At 75.5% G+C, this 17235-nt stretch carries 14 protein-coding genes; 12 read left to right on the forward strand and 2 right to left on the reverse strand.

The annotated features are described in order from the left end of the window. The first annotated feature begins 17 nt into the window (after positions 1–17). The 3 genes from ispG to AB0442_RS24040 all read left to right on the forward strand — a co-directional run bounded on the left by ispG (position 18) and on the right by AB0442_RS24040 (position 2859). Complete coding sequence (gene ispG / locus AB0442_RS24030; protein ID WP_363547506.1) at positions 18–1178, forward strand: flavodoxin-dependent (E)-4-hydroxy-3-methylbut-2-enyl-diphosphate synthase; 1161 nt, start codon at positions 18–20, stop codon at positions 1176–1178. Between the two features lie 177 nt (positions 1179–1355). Next, positions 1356–2231, forward strand: a complete 876-nt coding sequence (locus AB0442_RS24035) for a GNAT family N-acetyltransferase (protein WP_366165229.1) — start codon at positions 1356–1358, stop codon at positions 2229–2231. Positions 2232–2292: 61 nt separating this feature from the next. Continuing rightward, positions 2293–2859 carry a GNAT family N-acetyltransferase gene (locus tag AB0442_RS24040; RefSeq protein ID WP_366165231.1) on the forward strand — a complete coding sequence of 189 codons (567 nt, stop codon included), beginning with the start codon at positions 2293–2295 and terminating at the stop codon, positions 2857–2859. Here the strand turns inward: AB0442_RS24040 and AB0442_RS24045 are convergent. Continuing rightward, positions 2832–3761, reverse strand: coding sequence for an aminoglycoside phosphotransferase family protein (locus AB0442_RS24045; protein WP_366165233.1), 930 nt, complete (start codon positions 3759–3761; stop codon positions 2832–2834). The genes AB0442_RS24040 and AB0442_RS24045 overlap by 28 nt on opposite strands. 73 nt (positions 3762–3834) lie before the next feature. Next, positions 3835–4950 carry a ferritin-like domain-containing protein gene (locus tag AB0442_RS24050; RefSeq protein WP_366165235.1) on the reverse strand — a complete coding sequence of 372 codons (1116 nt, stop codon included), beginning with the start codon at positions 4948–4950 and terminating at the stop codon, positions 3835–3837. A gap of 249 nt (positions 4951–5199) precedes the next feature. Here AB0442_RS24050 and rimP point away from each other — a divergent pair, with 249 nt between their 5' ends. From rimP to AB0442_RS24095, 9 genes are all read left to right on the forward strand, one after another. Next, a complete protein-coding gene (gene rimP, locus AB0442_RS24055) occupies positions 5200–5790 on the forward strand; it encodes a ribosome maturation factor RimP (RefSeq protein ID WP_366165236.1) in 591 nt (196 codons plus the stop codon). Positions 5791–5841: 51 nt separating this feature from the next. Next, complete coding sequence (gene nusA, locus AB0442_RS24060) at positions 5842–6843, forward strand: transcription termination factor NusA (protein ID WP_030274800.1); 1002 nt, start codon at positions 5842–5844, stop codon at positions 6841–6843. A 70-nt stretch (positions 6844–6913) separates the two neighbouring features. Next, positions 6914–7207: a YlxR family protein gene (locus tag AB0442_RS24065; RefSeq protein WP_344626980.1), complete on the forward strand. Its 294-nt coding sequence runs from the start codon at positions 6914–6916 to the stop codon at positions 7205–7207. A 194-nt stretch (positions 7208–7401) separates the two neighbouring features. Next, positions 7402–10485 (forward strand): translation initiation factor IF-2, encoded by a 3084-nt coding sequence (gene infB / locus AB0442_RS24070; protein ID WP_366165238.1) that lies wholly within the window; start codon positions 7402–7404, stop codon positions 10483–10485. Positions 10486–10617: 132 nt separating this feature from the next. Further along, a complete protein-coding gene (locus AB0442_RS24075; protein ID WP_030274794.1) occupies positions 10618–10914 on the forward strand; it encodes a DUF503 domain-containing protein in 297 nt (98 codons plus the stop codon). 165 nt (positions 10915–11079) lie between these two features. After that, the gene (rbfA, locus tag AB0442_RS24080; protein WP_363547488.1) at positions 11080–11526 is read left to right on the forward strand and encodes a 30S ribosome-binding factor RbfA; all 447 of its coding nucleotides are present in this window, start codon (positions 11080–11082) and stop codon (positions 11524–11526) included. 2 nt (positions 11527–11528) lie between these two features. Further along, positions 11529–12611, forward strand: coding sequence for a bifunctional oligoribonuclease/PAP phosphatase NrnA (locus AB0442_RS24085; protein ID WP_363547485.1), 1083 nt, complete (start codon positions 11529–11531; stop codon positions 12609–12611). A gap of 32 nt (positions 12612–12643) precedes the next feature. Continuing rightward, complete coding sequence (truB, locus tag AB0442_RS24090) at positions 12644–13549, forward strand: tRNA pseudouridine(55) synthase TruB (RefSeq protein WP_366165241.1); 906 nt, start codon at positions 12644–12646, stop codon at positions 13547–13549. Between the two features lie 257 nt (positions 13550–13806). Next, positions 13807–17181: a serine protease gene (locus tag AB0442_RS24095; protein ID WP_366165242.1), complete on the forward strand. Its 3375-nt coding sequence runs from the start codon at positions 13807–13809 to the stop codon at positions 17179–17181. Positions 17182–17235: the final 54 nt, after the last annotated feature.

Here is a 17235-nt window from a genome sequence, read left to right on the forward strand (position 1 = left end):
TGGGGAACCCTGCGCACATGTCCGCGATCTCGCTCGGTATTCCGTCCCTGCCGCTCAAGCCGCTCGCCAAGCGCCGCTACTCGCGTCAGATCATGGTCGGCAACGTCCCGGTCGGCGGCGACGCCCCGATCTCGGTCCAGTCGATGACCACCACGCTGACCAGTGACGTCAACGCCACCCTCCAGCAGATCGCGCAGCTCACCGCTTCCGGCTGCCAGATCGTCCGGGTCGCCGTCCCCTCCCAGGACGACGCCGACGCGCTGCCGATCATCGCCAGGAAGTCGCAGATCCCGGTGATCGCCGACATCCACTTCCAGCCGAAGTACGTCTTCGCCGCGATCGACGCCGGCTGCGCCGCCGTCCGGGTGAACCCCGGCAACATCAAGGCCTTCGACGACAAGGTCGGCGAGATCGCCAAGGCCGCCAAGGACGCCGGCGTCCCGATCCGGATCGGCGTCAACGCCGGCTCGCTCGACAAGCGCCTGCTGGAGAAGTACGGCCGCGCGACCCCCGAGGCCCTGGTCGAGTCCGCCCTGTGGGAGTGCTCGCTCTTCGAGGAGCACGACTTCCGCGACATCAAGATCTCGGTCAAGCACAACGACCCGGTCGTGATGATCAACGCCTACCGCCAGCTCGCGGCCGCCTGCGACTACCCGCTGCACCTCGGCGTCACCGAGGCCGGTCCCGCCTTCCAGGGCACCATCAAGTCGGCCGTCGCCTTCGGCGCCCTGCTCGCCGAGGGCATCGGCGACACCATCCGGGTCTCCCTCTCCGCCCCGCCGGCCGAGGAGATCAAGGTCGGCAACCAGATCCTGGAGTCGCTCGGCCTGCGCCAGCGCGGCCTGGAGATCGTCTCCTGCCCGTCCTGCGGCCGCGCCCAGGTCGACGTCTACAAGCTCGCCGAGGAGGTCACCGCCGGCCTCGAAGGCATGGAGGTGCCGCTGCGCGTCGCCGTCATGGGCTGCGTCGTCAACGGCCCCGGCGAGGCCCGGGAGGCCGACCTCGGCGTCGCCTCCGGCAACGGCAAGGGCCAGATCTTCGTGAAGGGCGAGGTCATCAAGACCGTCCCCGAGTCGAAGATCGTCGAGACCCTCATCGAGGAGGCCCTCAAGCTGGCCGAGCAGATGCAGGAGCAGGGCGTCGAGTCCGGCGCGCCCGTCGTGGTCGCCGCCGAGTGACCCGGTAGCGACCGCTGACTCCTGGGCCGTCCGCACGACCCCCGCACCCCCGTCCCGGGGGCCGCGGGGGTGTACGGACGGCCCTCGCGTTCCCTGCCGCGCCGCCCGGGGGAGTAGGGTGCGGCAGAAGTCCCGTGGGGCGTGTCTAGTGAGGTGCCTGTGCTCGATAGAGGTGTGATGCTCCCCGGACCCTTCCAGGTCGCCCGGGCCCTGGCGGCCACCCGCGTGCTCGACGCCCCGGATCTCGACGACGCCCTGGAGGTCCTGCACCGGGACCCGGTCGCCAATGCCTTCGTCGCCACCCGCGTCGAGGCCGTCGGCCTCGACCCGTGGCGGCTCGGCGGCGAGATGTGGGGCTGGTACGGCGAGGACGGCCGGCTGGAGTCGCTCTGCTACGCCGGGGCCAACCTCGTCCTGGTCGGCGCCGGGCCGGAGGCCGTCCGGGCCTTCGCCGAGCGCGCCCGGCGCCAGGGCCGCCGCTGCTCCTCCATCGTGGGCCCGGCCGGGCCCACGGCGGAGCTCTGGGCCTTGCTGGAGCGCAGCTGGGGCCCCGCCCGGGACGTCCGGGCCCACCAGCCGCTGATGGCCGCCACCGCCCCCTCCACGGAGGTCGAGGCCGACCCGCTGGTCCGCCGGGTGCGGCGCAACGAGATCGAGACGCTGATGCCGGCCTGCGTCGCGATGTTCACCGAGGAGGTCGGCATCTCGCCGCTGGCCGGCGACGGGGGCCTGCTCTACCAGGCCCGGGTGGCCGAACTCGTCTCGGCCGGCCGCTCCTTCGCCCGCTTCTCCGAGGACGGCGAGGTGCTCTTCAAGGCGGAGGTCGGCGCCGTCACCGAGGGCGCCTGCCAGATCCAGGGAGTCTGGGTCGCCCCCGAGCACCGCGGCCGGGGCCTGTCGAAGACCGGCATGGCCGCCGTCCTGGACATCGCGCTGCGCGAGGTCGCCCCCGTCGTGTCGCTCTACGTGAACGACTTCAACCTGCGCGCCAGGGCCGCCTACAAGCGGGTCGGCTTCACCGAGGTCGGCGCCTTCATGAGCGTCCTGTTCTGACCTCCGGCGGATCCCGGTCTTCGCAGGTCACGGCGGGCCCTCGAGGAGTAACGTCCCGGTCATGGAGCAGCTCACCGGGGTGACGATCGAGGCCATCGACCTGGCGGCCTGGGCGCCGTACGCGCTGGAGGTCCAGGCGCTCGCCTTCGGGCTGACCCCCGAGGAGGTCGCGGTGCGGCTGCACATCGTCGGACGGCACGCCCAGCAGCCCGGTGTGCTCGCCCTCGGCGCGATGAGCGGCGGCCGGCTGGTCGGCTTCGGCTACGGCATGCCGAACTCCCGCGAGCACTGGTGGTCCACCGTCATCCAGCCGTACCTGGAGGCCGGCGGGTACGGCGACTGGCTGGACGGCGTCTTCGCCGTCACCGAACTCCACGTGCTGCCCGGCTACCAGGGGCGCGGCCTCGGCAGCTCACTGATCCGCGGCCTGTGCGAACGCTCCGGCAAGGACCGCAGCATCCTGTCCGCGATCGACGCCGAGACCCCGGCCCGCCGGCTCTACCGCTCGCTCGGCTACCGCGACCTCGCCCGCGCGGTGCGCTTCCCGAACACCGTCCGCCCGTACGCGGTGATGGGGGCCCGGCTGCCGCTCGCCGCGGTTCACAGCCAGGCCGCGAACTCCAGGTAGAGCTCCGCCGCCGCCCGGTCGCCCGTCGACAGGTGCCACAGGCCGGCCTCCACGGTGCGGAAGAGCGTCCAGCCGCGCAGCCGGTCCCGGTCGACCTCCAGCGCGCCGGAGAGCTGCTGCAGCCGGCGCCGGACGGCCGCGCGGGGGCCGGGGGAGCCGGCCAGGGTGTCCATCCGGTCCTGGGCCAGCCAGGCCAGGTCCCAGGCGCGCTCGCCGACCACCGGCTTCGGGTCGATCGCCAGCCACGGCGAGCGGTCCGCCGCGAGCACGTTGCCGTGGTGGAAGTCCCCGTGCAGCAGGAACCGCTCGGGCTCGGACCCGGCCAGCGCGGCGGCCGTCTCCAGCGCCTCGTCGACCAGCGGCCCGGCCGCCTCGGCGCCCGGCAGGACACGGCGCTCGGCGATCCGCCCGGACAGCTCGGCGGCCACGTCCACCACCAGCCGGAAGGGATGCCCGTCCGCGGGCGGCACCCACAGCCGCTGCAGCAGCCCGGTCGCCTCCAGCATCGCCTTCGACTCGGCGAGCGAGCGCAGCGGGATGTCGCCGTGCAGCCGCTCCAGCAGCAGCACCCCGGCCGCCGGGTCGGCGTCGACCAGCAGCACGGCGCCGCGGCCCGCCCAGTGCCGCAGCGCGGCGTGCTCCCGGTCCGTCTCCGGGGTCACCAGTCCGGCCTTGAGGACGGCCGGGGCGAGGTCGTCGTCCCGGTGCACGAAGCCGATCAGGCTGATCGGGCCGCCCGGGTCGGCGACCCGCTCCAGGGTCAGCCCCCAGCGGTCCAGGTACCCGGCGACCAGTTCGGGCAGGGCGGCCAGCCAGGCCAGCCCCTCCTCGCCCGCCCAGAGCCGCACGGTGTCCGCGAGCCGCTCGGGGACGGTGATCTGCTGGCCTGGCAGTGCCGACATGGTGGCCTCTCGCTCGGTGCGCCGCACAGGGGTGCGGCCCGTCCATTGTCGGCCATCGGCGGGAAGCCGCTGGTCAGCCGCTCGCCGACGCGCTCGTGCCGGGCGTCGTGCCCGCCCCGTCGGCCGCGTCCTGCTCCGGCAGGCCGGGCAGTGCCGACAGGTCGGCGCCCCACTGCGCGGCGCGCAGCGCGGTCTCCCGCAGGGCGGTGGCGGCGGTCTGCCGCAGCGCCCCACCGGTGCCGGCGACGGTGTCCGCCCACACCGCGGTCAGCTGGGTCTCGATGTGCGCGGCGAGCTGCCCGGCACCGGCGGCGTCGGAGACCGCGAACGGCAGCCGGTAGCCGGCCGCGGCGGCGGTGGGGGTGGCGCCCGCACCGTCGAGTTCGCGCTGCAGCGCGTCCCGCCGGGCCTGGTGGGCGGCGTACCCGGCGCGGGCGGCGTCCCGCTGCGGCCCGGCCGGCGTCCGGGCGCCGACCACGCCGTAGCCGTAGACCGCGGCGTGCTCGGCCGACAGCGCGGCCTGCAGGGCGGCCACTGCGCCGGTCGGCAGCGGTGCGGGCCGTCCGCTCGCCGACCCGCCCGCCGACCCGGACGGCGCGGCCCCGGTCGGTGGGGCACCGGCCGGGGCGGCCGACGGGGACACGGGGACGGAGGCCGAGGCGCCCGGGGCGGTGGCCGTGGGGGCCGGCGGGGCGATCGGGCCCGGGTCGCCGAGTGCCCTGGCGTGCAGGGCGCCGGAGGCGGCCACGGAGGCCAGCAGCCGGGCGAGCGCGGGGGAGGCGGCCTCCAGGTCGGCCAGCCGTTCCGCGGCGGTGCGGCGTTCGGCGGCGGCCAGGGCGGCGACACCGGCTGCGGGGGCCGCCGTGGCGGACGCGGTGGCCGAGGACGGCGTGGAGCCGGACGGCGACGGTGTCGGCAGCCCCGCGGCCAGCGCGGCCCGGTGCTCCTCGACGTCGGCCCGGAGATCGCGCAGCGCCGCCGCCCGGTCGGCGCCGGGGCCGGCGATCACCGCGTCGTAGTCGGTGAGCAGGCGGTCGGTCGAGGCCACCGCGCGCAGCCGCAGCGGGAGGTCGGGGTCGGGCCGGTCGGTGCGGTCGGCGTCCCGGTGGTCCTCGGAGCAGCCGGCCGCCAGCAGCGCTCCGGCGAGCGCGCCGAGGGCCAGGACGGTCCGCCGGGTGGGGGACGGCATCGACGCGCTCCCGCTCGTCTCGCGGGGCGGGGTGCCCCTGGTCACCGTGAGGTCACCGTGCATCATCGCAGGGCCTCCCCGGCCCCGGACGGGCGGGCGGGTCCGACCGGGGGGTGTGAGCTTGCTCGCAGGCGCCGCTGTCACCCGGGCGGGCGGCACGGTCGGAATCGGCGGTTGCCCGGTGGACCGGATAGGCTGCGCCGTGAGTTAGCACCTGACAACAGCAGACGCGGCCGAGGAGTCACCCGGATGAGCACCCCCCAGACCGACCGGCTGCGTGCGCTGCTGGAACCCCTGGCCGCCGAGGCGGGCCTCGACCTGGAGGACGTCAGGATCACCCGGGCGGGCAGCCGCCGGCAGGTCCAGATCGACGTGGACGCCGACGGCGGTGTGGACCTCGACGCGATCGCGGACTTCAGCCGCGAGGTCGGCCGGGCGCTGGACGACTCCGACCTGATGGGCAGTGCCGCGTACCTGCTGGAGGTCGGCTCGCCGGGTGCTGAGCGCCCGCTCGTGCTGCCGCGCCACTGGGCCCGTGCCGAGGGCCGGCTGGCGAAGATCCAGCTGGTCGACGGCGGCGAGATCACCGCCCGGGTGCTGGAGAGCGACGAGGAGGGTGCGCTCGTCGAGGTGCAGCCGGTCAAGGGGCGCGGCCGTCCCAAGGAGCGCCGGCTGGCCTTCGCCGAGGTCGCCAAGGCCCGGGTCCAGGTCGAGTTCAACCGCAAGGACGACGCGCTGCTCGACGAGGCCGAGGACATCGTCGACGCGGACGACGTCGACGACACCGCCGACACCGCCGACACGGACGGCGCCGGCGACGAGGGCTCGCACGGCGCGTAGCCGGGGCGTTGCCCCGATCATGAACCTGAAGAGAGAAGAGGAGGCGTAGCCGTGGACATCGACATGAGCGCCCTGCGTGGGCTGGTTACCGAGAAGGGCGTTCCGTTCGACCTGCTGGTCGAGTCGATCGAGTCGGCGCTCCTCATCGCGTACCACCGCACCGAGGGCTCGCGCCGCCGCGCCCGGGTCGAGCTGAACCGCAAGACCGGCCACGTCACGGTCTGGGCGCTGGAGGACTCCGCCGAGCTGGAGGAGGGCGTCGAGCCGAAGGAGTTCGACGACACCCCGAGCGGCTTCGGCCGGATCGCCGCGTCGACCGCCAAGCAGGTCATCCTGCAGCGCCTGCGGGACGCCGCCGACGACCAGACCTTCGGCGAGTACGCGGGCAAGGAGGGCGACATCGTCACCGGTGTCGTCCAGCAGGGCAACGACCCCAAGAACATCCTGGTCGACATCGGCAAGCTGGAGGCGATCCTGCCCCCGCAGGAGCAGGTGCCCGGCGAGGAGTACAAGCACGGCACCCGGCTGCGCTGCTACGTGGTCGGCGTGCGCCGCGGCGTCCGCGGCCCGTCGGTGACGCTCTCGCGCACCCACCCGAACCTGGTCAAGCGCCTGTTCGCGCTGGAGGTGCCGGAGATCGCGGACGGCTCGGTGGAGATCGCCGCGATCGCCCGCGAGGCCGGCCACCGCACCAAGATCGCGGTGTGGTCGCGCAAGCAGGGCCTGAACGCCAAGGGCGCCTGCATCGGCCCGATGGGCGGCCGGGTGCGCAACGTGATGGCCGAGCTGCACGGCGAGAAGATCGACATCGTCGACTTCTCGGAGGACCCGGCCGAGATGGTCGCCGCCGCGCTGTCGCCCGCCCGGGTGACCAAGGTGGAGATCGTGGACTACGCGCAGCGGTCCGCGCGGGTGATCGTGCCGGACTACCAGCTGTCCCTGGCGATCGGCAAGGAGGGGCAGAACGCCCGCCTGGCAGCCCGCCTGACGGGCTGGCGGATCGACATCCGGCCGGACACCGAGGCCCCCGCCGGGGAATCCCCGGACCAGTAGTCGGTGTTGTAGGAGTCCCCCGGAGATCGGCGGGGCGGCGCCATGTCCCATCGGAGGGGTAGACTTGAGGTTGTCTGGCCGGACGCATGTCCGCGCATGCCCTGAACGTACCTGCGTGGGCTGCCGCAAGCGCGCGGCCAAGCACGAGCTGCTGCGTGTCGTGGCGGTCGAGGGCGAATGCGTCCCCGATCTTCGCGGCGCACTGCCGGGGCGGGGTGCACATCTGCACCCCGATCCCGCCTGCCTCGACCTCGCGGTCCGCCGTCGGGCGTTCCCCAGGGCCTTCCGGCTCCAGGGTCCGCTCGACACCGATGCACTGCGGTCACACGTCGAGCAGCGGGCGGGCGCGGCCCCGGCGTCCTGATGACTCAGGCGCGGCGGAGCACCGTAGGAACTGCACGGCACACGTTCGTCGTGTGCGGTGCGCAACGTCAGGTACCTCGCGAGATGGAAGTAGGTCGAGATTGCGATGAGCACTCGATGAGTACGCGATGAGTACGCCCATGAAGTAGCGACAGTCCGGCGGACGATGACCCCGGACGGATAGACAGGAGCGAAGTGGCTAAGGTCCGGGTATACGAGCTTGCCAAGGAACTTGGCTTGGAGAGCAAGGCCGTCATGGCCAAGCTCACCGAGCTCGGTGAGTTCGTGCGTTCGGCGTCCTCGACGATCGAGGCGCCGGTCGTTCGCAAGTTGACTGACGCTTTGGGAGCGACGCCGCCTGCCGGTGGTTCCTCCGCGAAGCCTGGCCCGCGGAAGCCCGCGGCGCCCCAGCCCGCCGGCGGTGCCGGCGCGGCTGCACCCAAGCCGGGTGCGCCCACCCCCGGCCCGCGTCCCACCGGGACGCCGGGCCCCCGTCCCACCCCCGCCGCCGCGGCCCCGTCCGCGCCGGCCGCCCCCGCGGCTTCCCGCCCGGGCGGCGCGCCGACGCCCGGTCCGCGCCCGGCCCGCCCGGCCGCGCCCGCCGCTCCTGCGGCGCCGGCGGCCGAGTTCTCCTCCCCGGCCCCGGCCGGCGAGGCCCGTGAGTCCCGTCCGGCCGCTGCGCGTCCGGCCAACCCCTCGGCCCGTCCGGGCCCGCGTCCGGCCGGCCCGCGTCCGGGCAACAACCCCTTCACGTCGAGCAACACCGGCATGGCCCGGCCCGGCGAGCGCCGTCAGGGCGGTCCCGGTGCCGGTGCCCCGCGTCCCGGTGGCGACCGTCCGCGTCCGGGTGCCGGTGCGCCCGGTGCCGGTGGCGCCCCGCGTCCGGGCGGCGACCGTCCGCGTCCGGGTGCCGGTGCGCCCGGTGCCGGTGGCGCCCCGCGTCCCGGTGGCGCACGTCCGGGTGCTCCCGGTGCCGGTGCTCCGCGTCCCGGTGGTGCTCCGCGTCCGGACGGGCTGCCCCGTCCCGCCGCGCCGCGTCCCGGTGGCCCGAGCCCCGCGGGCATGCCCCGTCCCAACCCCGGCATGATGCCGCAGCGTCCGGCCGGTCCGGGCCCGCGTCCGGGCCCGCGCCCGGGTGGCGGCCCCGGTGCCCGTCCGGGTGGCGGCGCCGGTGGCGGCCGTCCCGGCTTCGCCGGTCGTCCGGCCGGTCCGGGCTCGCGTCCGGCGGGCGGCGGCTTCGGCGGCCCGCGTCCGGGTGGCGGTGCCGGCGGCGGTGGCGGCTTCGGCGGCGGCGGTGCCCGTCCCGGTGGCTTCGGCGGCCGTCCCGGCGGTCCGGGTGGCCGTGGTGGCACGCAGGGTGCCTTCGGCCGCGGTCCCGGTGGCCGTCCGGCCCGCGGTCGCAAGTCGAAGCGGGCGAAGCGCCAGGAGTACGAGGCCATGCAGGCCCCGTCCGTCGGCGGCGTGATGCTTCCTCGCGGCAACGGACAGACCGTCCGCCTGTCGCGCGGTGCCTCCCTGACGGACTTCGCGGAGAAGATCAACGCCAACCCGGCGGCGCTCGTCTCGGTGATGTTCAACCTGGGCGAGATGGTCACCGCGACCCAGTCGGTCTCCGACGCCACCCTCGAGCTGCTGGCCGGCGAGATGGGCTTCGTGCTGGAGATCGTCAGCCGTGAGGACGAGGACCGCGAGCTGCTCGAGTCCTTCGACATCGACTTCGGTGCCGACGAGGGCGACGAGGAGATGCTGGCGCCGCGTCCGCCGGTCGTGACCGTCATGGGTCACGTCGACCACGGCAAGACCCGCCTGCTCGACGCCATCCGCAAGACCAACGTGGTGGCGGGCGAGGCCGGCGGCATCACCCAGCACATCGGTGCCTACCAGGTGCAGACCGAGGTGAACGGCGAGGAGCGCCGCATCACCTTCCTGGACACCCCGGGTCACGAGGCGTTCTCCGCCATGCGTGCCCGTGGTGCCAAGTCGACCGACATCGCGATCCTGGTGGTCGCGGCCAACGACGGCGTCATGCCGCAGACGATCGAGGCGCTGAACCACGCCAAGGCCGCCGGCGTGCCGATCGTGGTCGCGGTCAACAAGATCGACGTCGAGGGTGCCGACCCGACCAAGGTCCGCGGCCAGCTGACCGAGTTCGGCCTGGTGGCCGAGGAGTACGGCGGCGACACCATGTTCGTCGACATCTCCGCCCGCCAGGGCCTGCACATCGACCAGCTGCTGGAGGCCGTGGTCCTCACCGCGGACGCCTCGCTCGACCTCCGGGCCAACCCGGAGCAGGACGCGCAGGGCATCGCGATCGAGGCCCACCTGGACAAGGGCCGCGGCGCCATGGCGACGCTGCTCGTCCAGCGCGGCACGCTCCGCGTCGGCGACTCGATCGTCGTGGGCGACGCCTACGGCCGCGTCCGCGCGATGCTGGACGAGAACGGCAACAGCCTCAACGAGGCCGGCCCGTCCCGTCCGGTCCTGCTCCTCGGTCTGACCTCGGTGCCCCGCGCCGGCGACAGCTTCATCGTCGTCGACGAGGACCGCACCGCCCGCCAGATCGCCGAGAAGCGCGCCGCCCGCGACCGCAACGCGTCCATGGCCCAGCGCCGTGTCCGCGTCTCGCTCGAGGGTCTGGAGGCCGCCCTGGCCGCCGGCTCCATCGAGAAGCTCAACCTCATCATCAAGGGTGACGTCTCCGGTTCCGTCGAAGCCCTCGAGGACGCCCTCGTCAAGCTGGACGTGGGCGAGGAGGTCGAGCTCCGGATCCTGCACCGCGGTGTGGGTGCCATCACCGAGTCCGACGTGGACCTGGCGATGGGCTCGGACGCCATCATCATCGGCTTCAACGTGCGCGCCGAGGGGCGTGCCCGTACCGCGGCCGACCGCGAGGGCGTCGACATCCGGTACTACTCGGTCATCTACCAGGCGATCGAGGAGATCGAGGCCGCGCTCAAGGGCCTGCTCAAGCCCGAGTACGAGGAGGTGCGCCTCGGCTCCGCGGAGATCCGCGAGGTGTTCCGCTCCTCCAAGTTCGGCAACATCGCCGGTGTCCTGGTGCGCGAGGGCGTCATCCGACGCAACACCAAGGCCCGCCTGCTGCGCGACGGCAAGGTCGTGGCGGAGAACCTCAACATCGAGGGCCTGCGCCGCTTCAAGGACGACGCGACCGAGGTCCGCGAGGGCTTCGAGGCCGGTGTGACCCTGGGCTCGTACAACGACATCAAGGTCGACGATGTCATCGAGACCTACGAGATGCGCGAGAAGCCGCGCTCGTAACGGCTCACTGTCCGGGGCCGGCCGACGGGTGCATAACCCGTCGACCGGCCCCGGTCTCGCTGTGTAGGGTCCTCGTACATCCCCGAGTAGGGATCTCTCCGAGGCCTCCAGGTCGGCTCTGACCTGCCACACATGTTCGTAGGAACACTCACGTTCGACCTCCTCCTGGGTGACGTCCACTCGTTGAAGGAGAAGCGCTCGATCGTGCGGCCCATCGTGGCCGAACTGCAGCGCAAGTACAGCGTGTGCGCTGCCGAAGTCGGGAACCAGGACCTGCACCGCCGGGCCGAGATCGGCCTCGCGGTGGTCTCCGGGGACGCCTCGTACGTCACCGAGGTCCTGGACAGCTGTGAGCGGCTCGTCGCCGGCCGCCCCGAGGTGATGCTGCTCTCCGCACGGAGGCGGTACCACCACGACGACGATGAGTGACCACCGGTCGGGCGGGACGCCCCCGCGGGAGCGGGAGTCGCCACCGTCACACCGATCAGGACCGAGAGCGCCCACAAGGCTGGGCGCGGGCAGGTACGTTGGGGCAGGGGCCCCACCGGGTGCGCGACCGACCCGGGTACCGGGCCCATCGCACGAGGAGGCAACGTGACCGACACCGCAAGGGCGCGCAAGCTCGCCGACCGCATCCAGGTGGTCGTCGCCGAGACCCTGCAGCGCCGGATCAAGGACCCGCGTCTGGGCTACGTGACCATCACCGACGCCCGGGTCACCGGGGACCTGCGCGAGGCCACCGTCTTCTACACCGTCTACGGTGACGAGACCGAGCGTCAGGCCAGCGCCGCCGCCCTGGAGAGCGCCAAGGGCGTCCTGCGCTCCGAGGTCGGCCGGCAGACCGGGGTGCGCTTCACGCCCACCCTGACCTTCGTCGCGGACGCGCTGCCGGACAACGCCAAGAACATCGACGACCTGCTCGACCGGGCCCGCCAGTCCGACGCGGCGGTGCGCACCGCCGCGGCCGGCGCCAGCTACGCCGGCGAGGCGGACCCGTACCGCAGCAGCACCCGCGACGACGACGCGGACGAGGACGAGTAGGCATGACCGGCGAGCCGACGGCGGCCGGTACCGCGGGGGCGGTCTCCACCAGCACGGTGGAGCCTGCCCTCGCGGTGCTTCCGGGGCCACGCACGGAGGCCTCCGGCCTCGACCACGAGTGGCAGCGCGTCGTGGCGGAGATCGGGCGGGCCACCGACATCGACCTGATCTGCCACATCAACCCGGACGGCGACGCCCTGGGCTCCGCGCTCGCCGCGGGCCTCGCGCTGCGCTCGCTCGGCCACCGCGTCCGGGTCTCCTTCGGCGACGACCCGCAGATCGTCCCCGAGTCGCTGTCCTTCCTGCCCGGCCAGGAGCTGATCGTGCCCGCCGCGGACGTCCCCGACGTGCCCGAGCTGGTGCTCTGCTTCGACGTCGCCTCCGAGGGCCGCCTCGGCCTGCTCCGCGACAAGGCCTTCGCCGCCCCGGTCATGGTCGTCCTCGACCACCATGCCTCCAACCCGGGCTTCGGCACCCACCGGCTGATCGACCCGGGCGCCCCGGCCACCGCCGTGCTCGTCGACGAGCTGCTGCGCCGCCTCGGCGTCCCGCTCGACCAGGCGCTCGCCACCTGCCTCTACACCGGCGTCGCCACCGACACCGGCTCCTTCAAGTACTCCGCCACCACGCCGGCCACCCACGAGCTCGCCGCCCGGCTGCTCGCCACCGGCATCCGGCACGACCTGATCTCCCGCCAGCTCTGGGACACCTCCTCGTTCGGCTACCTCAAGGTGCTCGCCGGCGCCCTCGGGCGCGCGGTCTTCGAGCCGGACGCGGTCGGCGGCCGCGGCCTGGTGTGGACCTGGGTGCCGTACCAGGAGCTCGCCCTGTTCGGCGTCACCGTCGAGGAGATCGAGGGCCTGATCGACGTGCTCCGGCGGCCCGCCGAGGCCGAGGTGGCGCTCGTGCTCAAGCAGGACCCGGACGGCACCCTGCGCGGCTCCTGCCGCTCCAAGGGCGCCGTGGACGTCGCCGCGGCCTGCACCGAACTCGGCGGCGGCGGGCACGTCTACGCCGCCGGCTTCGCCGCCCGCGAGGACGTCGAGACGGTGGTGGCCCGCTTCCGGGCCGCGCTGGCCGGCTGACCCCGCCCACCCATTCCGCGAAGAAAGAACCCATGAAGCGCAAGGGAACTGGTCCGGACGGCCTGGTCGTCGTCGACAAGCCGGAGGGCATCACCTCGCACGGCGTGGTCGCCAAGCTGCGATGGCTTGCCGGCACCCGCAAGGTCGGCCACGCCGGCACCCTCGACCCGATGGCCACCGGCGTGCTGGTGCTCGGCGTCGAGCGGGCCACCCGGCTGCTCGGCCACCTGATGCTCACCAGCAAGACCTACGAGGCGACGATCCGACTCGGCCAGACCACGATCACCGACGACCGGGAGGGCGAGGTCACCGCCTCGGCGCCGGCCGACGGCGTCGCCCGGGAGGCGATCGACACCGGGATCGCCGCGCTGACCGGCGAGATCATGCAGGTCCCGTCCAAGGTCTCCGCCATCAAGATCGACGGCAAGCGCTCCTACGCCCGGGTCCGCGAGGGCGAGGACTTCGAACTCGCCGCGCGGCCCACCACCGTGCACTCCTTCACCGTCCACGAGCAGCGGGCCGCGACCGCCGAGGACGGCACCCCGGTGATCGACCTCGACGTCACCGTCGAGTGCTCCTCCGGCACCTACATCCGCGCGCTCGCCCGCGACCTCGGCCAGGCCCTCGGCGTCGGCGGCCACCTCACCGCACTGCGCCGCACCAAGGTCGGCCCGTACGGCCTGGAGCACGCCCGCACCCTGGAGCAGCTGGAGGAGAAGCTGGAGGTGCTGCCGATCGCCGACGCGGCGGCCGCCGCCTTCCCCCGCTGGGACATCGACGCCGAGCAGGCCAAGCTGCTCTCGCACGGCATGCGGCTCAAGGCTCCCGGCCTCGGCACGGACGGCCCGATCGCGGTCTTCGACCCGGAGGGCCGCTTCCTCGCCCTGGTCGAGGAGAAGGGCGGGCACGCCCGTCCGGTGGCCGTCTTCGTCGGCTGACCTGCGGCCTCTTCGCTTGCGCCGCTCCCGGTTCGCTCCGCGTGCTCACCCTTTCGGGCGAGCGCGCGGAGTGAACCGGTGTCGTGAACGGCGCGCGCAGGGTGGTGTGCCGTCCGCCGGGGGCAGACTCCCCGCGGTGAGTACGGCGGCCGGGCCGGCCGCCGGCTGATCCGGCGGGAGGGGCGGCGCGGATGGCGGGCAGACACCAGCCGGGGGCGACGGCAGGGCCGCGCCCGCCCCGACCCGAGGACGCCCTGGTGGGCGTCCTCGACGGAACGGGCCGGCTCCGCGGCCTCGGCTTCACCGCCGACCCGCAGGGCACCGTGGTCACCGCCCACGAGGTCGCCGCGGGGCCCGGAGCCCTGGCCCTCCGACTGCCCGACGGCACCCTCCGGCCGCTCGGCCCGGACGCCGTCGAGCCGCTGCCCGAGCTCGGCCTCGCCCTGCTCCACCCCGCGGCCGACGGCCCGCCCGGGCCGGACCCGGCCAACACGCCCGCCGTACCCGCCGGGCCCCTCCCGGCGGCCCTCCCGATCGCGCAGGACGCCGACCGGGTCGACGGGCGGCCGCTGGCCCTGCTCCGCCCCACCGCGCCGGACGGGACGCCCGCAGCCCCGCACCCCGTCGGCCTGGCCGGCCGCTGTACCGCCGTGCTGGTGCTGCCGGAGGGCCTGCACGCCGTCCCCGGCACCCTCGTCCTCGCCGTACCGCCGCAGGCCGTGCTGCCCGGCACCCCCGTGCTGGACACCACCACCGGCGCCGTCCTCGCCGTCCTCGCCCCGGCCCTGCGCGGCGAGCGCCCCGACACCGTCGCGGCCGCCCCGCTCACCGGCACGGGCCTGCACCGGCTGCTGCGGCGCAACGCCGAGAGCGTCCCCGCGCACGGCACCGCACTCAACCTCGGCGGAGTCCTCCAACTCGCCGCCGCCCAGCTGCACTCCGCCGGCCCCGGCCCGTCCCGGACGGCCGAGCTCGCCGCCGACCGCACCGACCGGGCCGACGGCCTCACCGGCGAGGAACCCGACGACCTGCTCACGGTGCTGGTCGGCGCCCCCGGCAGCGGACGCAGCACCGAGCTCGCCGCCCTGGCCGTGCGGCGCGGCGCGGGCGCCCGCCCGCTGCCCACCCTCCGGCTGCGCGGCGCCGACCTCGCCCCCGGCGACACCTCGCTCGCCGACCCGGTCGCCCGCGCCCTCGCCGGCGCCGCGGACCGGCTCGCCGTCCCCGCCCCCGCCGCCGACCGGGCCGCCCGCCTCTGCGCCGACGACGCCCGCCCGCTGCTCGTCCTGCTGGACGCCCTCGAGGAGGCCCCCACCGTCCCCTCCCGCGCCTGGTGGGCCGCCACCGCGGCCTGGCTCGCCGAGCACCGCGTCCGGCTGCTCACCGCCTGCCGCCCGGAGACCTGGGACGGCCCCGACACCCCCGTCGGCCGTCCCGTGGGCCTCGGCCCGCTGCCCGCCGACGCCGCCGCCCGCGCCGCCCGCCGGCACGGCGCCGAGGCGGTCGCCCTCGCACCCGCCGACGCCCGCCACCCCGAGGCGCTGCGCACCGCCGGCGAACTGCGCGCCGCCGGCGCGCACGGCGCACCGGCCGGCCGCGGCGAGCTCTACGCCGCCCACCTCGACCTGGTCTGCCTGCGGGCCGCCCGCCGGATCCGCGCCGCCGAGGACCGCCGCCCCGGCGCCCACCGCCGTGGTGCACCGCCGCTCGGCGGCGAGGACACCGGCCGGCTGCGCCGCACCGCCGCCGCCCTCGCCGGACGCGTCCACGAGGCCGCCAGGCTGCTGCTCGGCGCCGGCCACGCGGGGCTGACCGCCGCCGAGTTCGAGCGCCTCTTCCCGGCCGCCGGCGGCTGGGGCCAGGCCGTCCTCGCGGAGGGCCTGTTCGTCGCCGCCGGGGACGGCCACCGGTTGGCCCGCGAGGACCACGCCGACTGGCTGCAGGGCCGCCACCTGGACCTCGACCGCGCCCTCGGCCTGCTGCTCGACCCGGGCCCCGCCGCCCCGGCCGCTCCGGCCGGCCACGGCGACCCGGCCGGCTGCGGCGACGCGAACGGCCACGGGGTGCCGCGGCACCGGCTCGGCCCGGTCGCCGCCGCACTGCGCAGATGCGCCGAGAACGGCGAGGAGGCCGCCCTGGCCGGGCACCTGCAGCGGCTGCAGCACACCCTGGCCACCGCCGCACCCGGCAGCGAGGCCGCCTGGTGGGCCGCCCGCCTGCTCGCCGCCGTACTGCCCGCGCTGCCCCGCCCCGGCGCCCACCGGACGCTGCTGGCCCGGCTCGCCGGCCACCCCGCCTTCACCCCCGCCTGGTGGGCCGCCCTGCCGCTCGACCCCGCCGAGCGGATCGACCTGCTGCGCGGCCTCGTCCGCACCGAACCGCCCGGCGGGCCGTACCGGGCCGCGGCCGCCGCGCTGCTCGCCGCCGACCCGGTCACCGTGCAACCGCTGCTGTGCGCCTGGTTCGCCGACACCGGCCCGCTCGCCGACGGCACCGGCGCCACCGTCGCCGACCTCGCCCACGACCTGCTGCACGCCCACCGCAGGCTGGCCGTCGACGAGTTGACGGACACCCTGGCCGGCGCCGCCCACCCGCGGGCCGACGCCCTGCTCGCCCGGCTCGCCGAGGACGAGCCCTCCGCGCTCTGCCGCGCCGTCGACCGGTGGAGCCACGACCCGCGCCCCGAACGGCACATCGCCGCCGCCGTGCACGCGCTGCGCACCGCCCCGCACGCCAACCCGGCCGGCCGGCGGCTGCTGCGGTTCACCGCGCTCACCCTGCTCGGCCGCGAGGACGAGCCCGCCCTGCACGGCGCCGCCCTCGCCCTGCTGCTGCACGACCCCCAGGACCGGGCCGCGCACCTGCCGCGCGCCCTCGACGCCTACGCCGCCGACGACCCCTTCCTCGGCGCCGCCGCACTCGCCCCCGCGCTGGACGACCACCCCGGGGCCGTGCTGGCCGCCGTCCGGCGCAGGCTCGCCGCCCCCGCCGCGCCGGTCGCCGACGGACTGCGCCTGCTCGCCGGTGCCACCGACCCCCGGACCGTCCGCGAGGGCGTCCTGCTCGCCGCCCGTCAGCTGCGCGAACACCCCGAACGTGCCGGGCAGTTGGCCGCCCACCTGGAGGTCCTGCTGGCCGCCGGGCACGACGCCCGGCCGCTGGTCGCCGAGCTGGTCACCGCTCCCGCGACCGTCCGCAAGGTCTTCGCCCCGGTGCTCGCCGCGCAGGGCGGCCCCGACGCCGCCGCCCGGGCCGGCCTGCTGGACGCCCTGCTCGCCGCCGAACGGGACCCCGGGGTGCTCGGCGCCGTCCTCGACCGCTTCGCGGACGGCTGCGCCCGTACCGATCCGGAACGGGCCCGCGCCCTCGTCCGCCGGATCGCCGGACGGTGGCCCGCGGCCGACGCCGCCCTCGTCCGGGCCGCCGGCCGGACGGCCGCCTTCGCCCGGCTGCTCGCCGACTGGCCGGACACCGCACCGCCGCCCCCGGACGGCCCGCTGACCGCCCGGCTGCGCGAGCTCGCCGCCGCCGGCCGGGACCCGCAGTACGCCGCGGCCGAGGCCGAACGGGCCGCCGACCGCGCCGAGGCCATTCCGGTGCCGAAGCAGGGACGGGCTCATGGCACGCTATAGGGGTTCGGGTTGAGTGTTCGAGCGCCTCCCGAGGCGCGGCAGAGGAACAAGGAG

Source organism: Kitasatospora sp. NPDC085895 (assembly GCF_040702125.1).
Taxonomy (GTDB): domain Bacteria; phylum Actinomycetota; class Actinomycetes; order Streptomycetales; family Streptomycetaceae; genus Kitasatospora; species Kitasatospora arboriphila.

What these genes read in the sequence shown, in the direction of transcription:
- ispG (WP_363547506.1), top strand. Translation starts at nt 18, where the DNA reads ATGTCCGCGATCTCGCTCGGTATTCCGTCCCTGCCGCTCAAGCCGCTC.
- AB0442_RS24035 (WP_366165229.1), top strand. Translation starts at nt 1,356, where the DNA reads ATGCTCCCCGGACCCTTCCAGGTCGCCCGGGCCCTGGCGGCCACCCGC.
- AB0442_RS24040 (WP_366165231.1), top strand. Translation starts at nt 2,293, where the DNA reads ATGGAGCAGCTCACCGGGGTGACGATCGAGGCCATCGACCTGGCGGCC.
- AB0442_RS24045 (WP_366165233.1), bottom strand. Translation starts at nt 3,761, where the DNA reads ATGTCGGCACTGCCAGGCCAGCAGATCACCGTCCCCGAGCGGCTCGCG.
- AB0442_RS24050 (WP_366165235.1), bottom strand. Translation starts at nt 4,950, where the DNA reads ATGCCGTCCCCCACCCGGCGGACCGTCCTGGCCCTCGGCGCGCTCGCC.
- rimP (WP_366165236.1), top strand. Translation starts at nt 5,200, where the DNA reads ATGAGCACCCCCCAGACCGACCGGCTGCGTGCGCTGCTGGAACCCCTG.
- AB0442_RS24075 (WP_030274794.1), top strand. Translation starts at nt 10,618, where the DNA reads ATGTTCGTAGGAACACTCACGTTCGACCTCCTCCTGGGTGACGTCCAC.
- AB0442_RS24085 (WP_363547485.1), top strand. Translation starts at nt 11,529, where the DNA reads ATGACCGGCGAGCCGACGGCGGCCGGTACCGCGGGGGCGGTCTCCACC.
- truB (WP_366165241.1), top strand. Translation starts at nt 12,644, where the DNA reads ATGAAGCGCAAGGGAACTGGTCCGGACGGCCTGGTCGTCGTCGACAAG.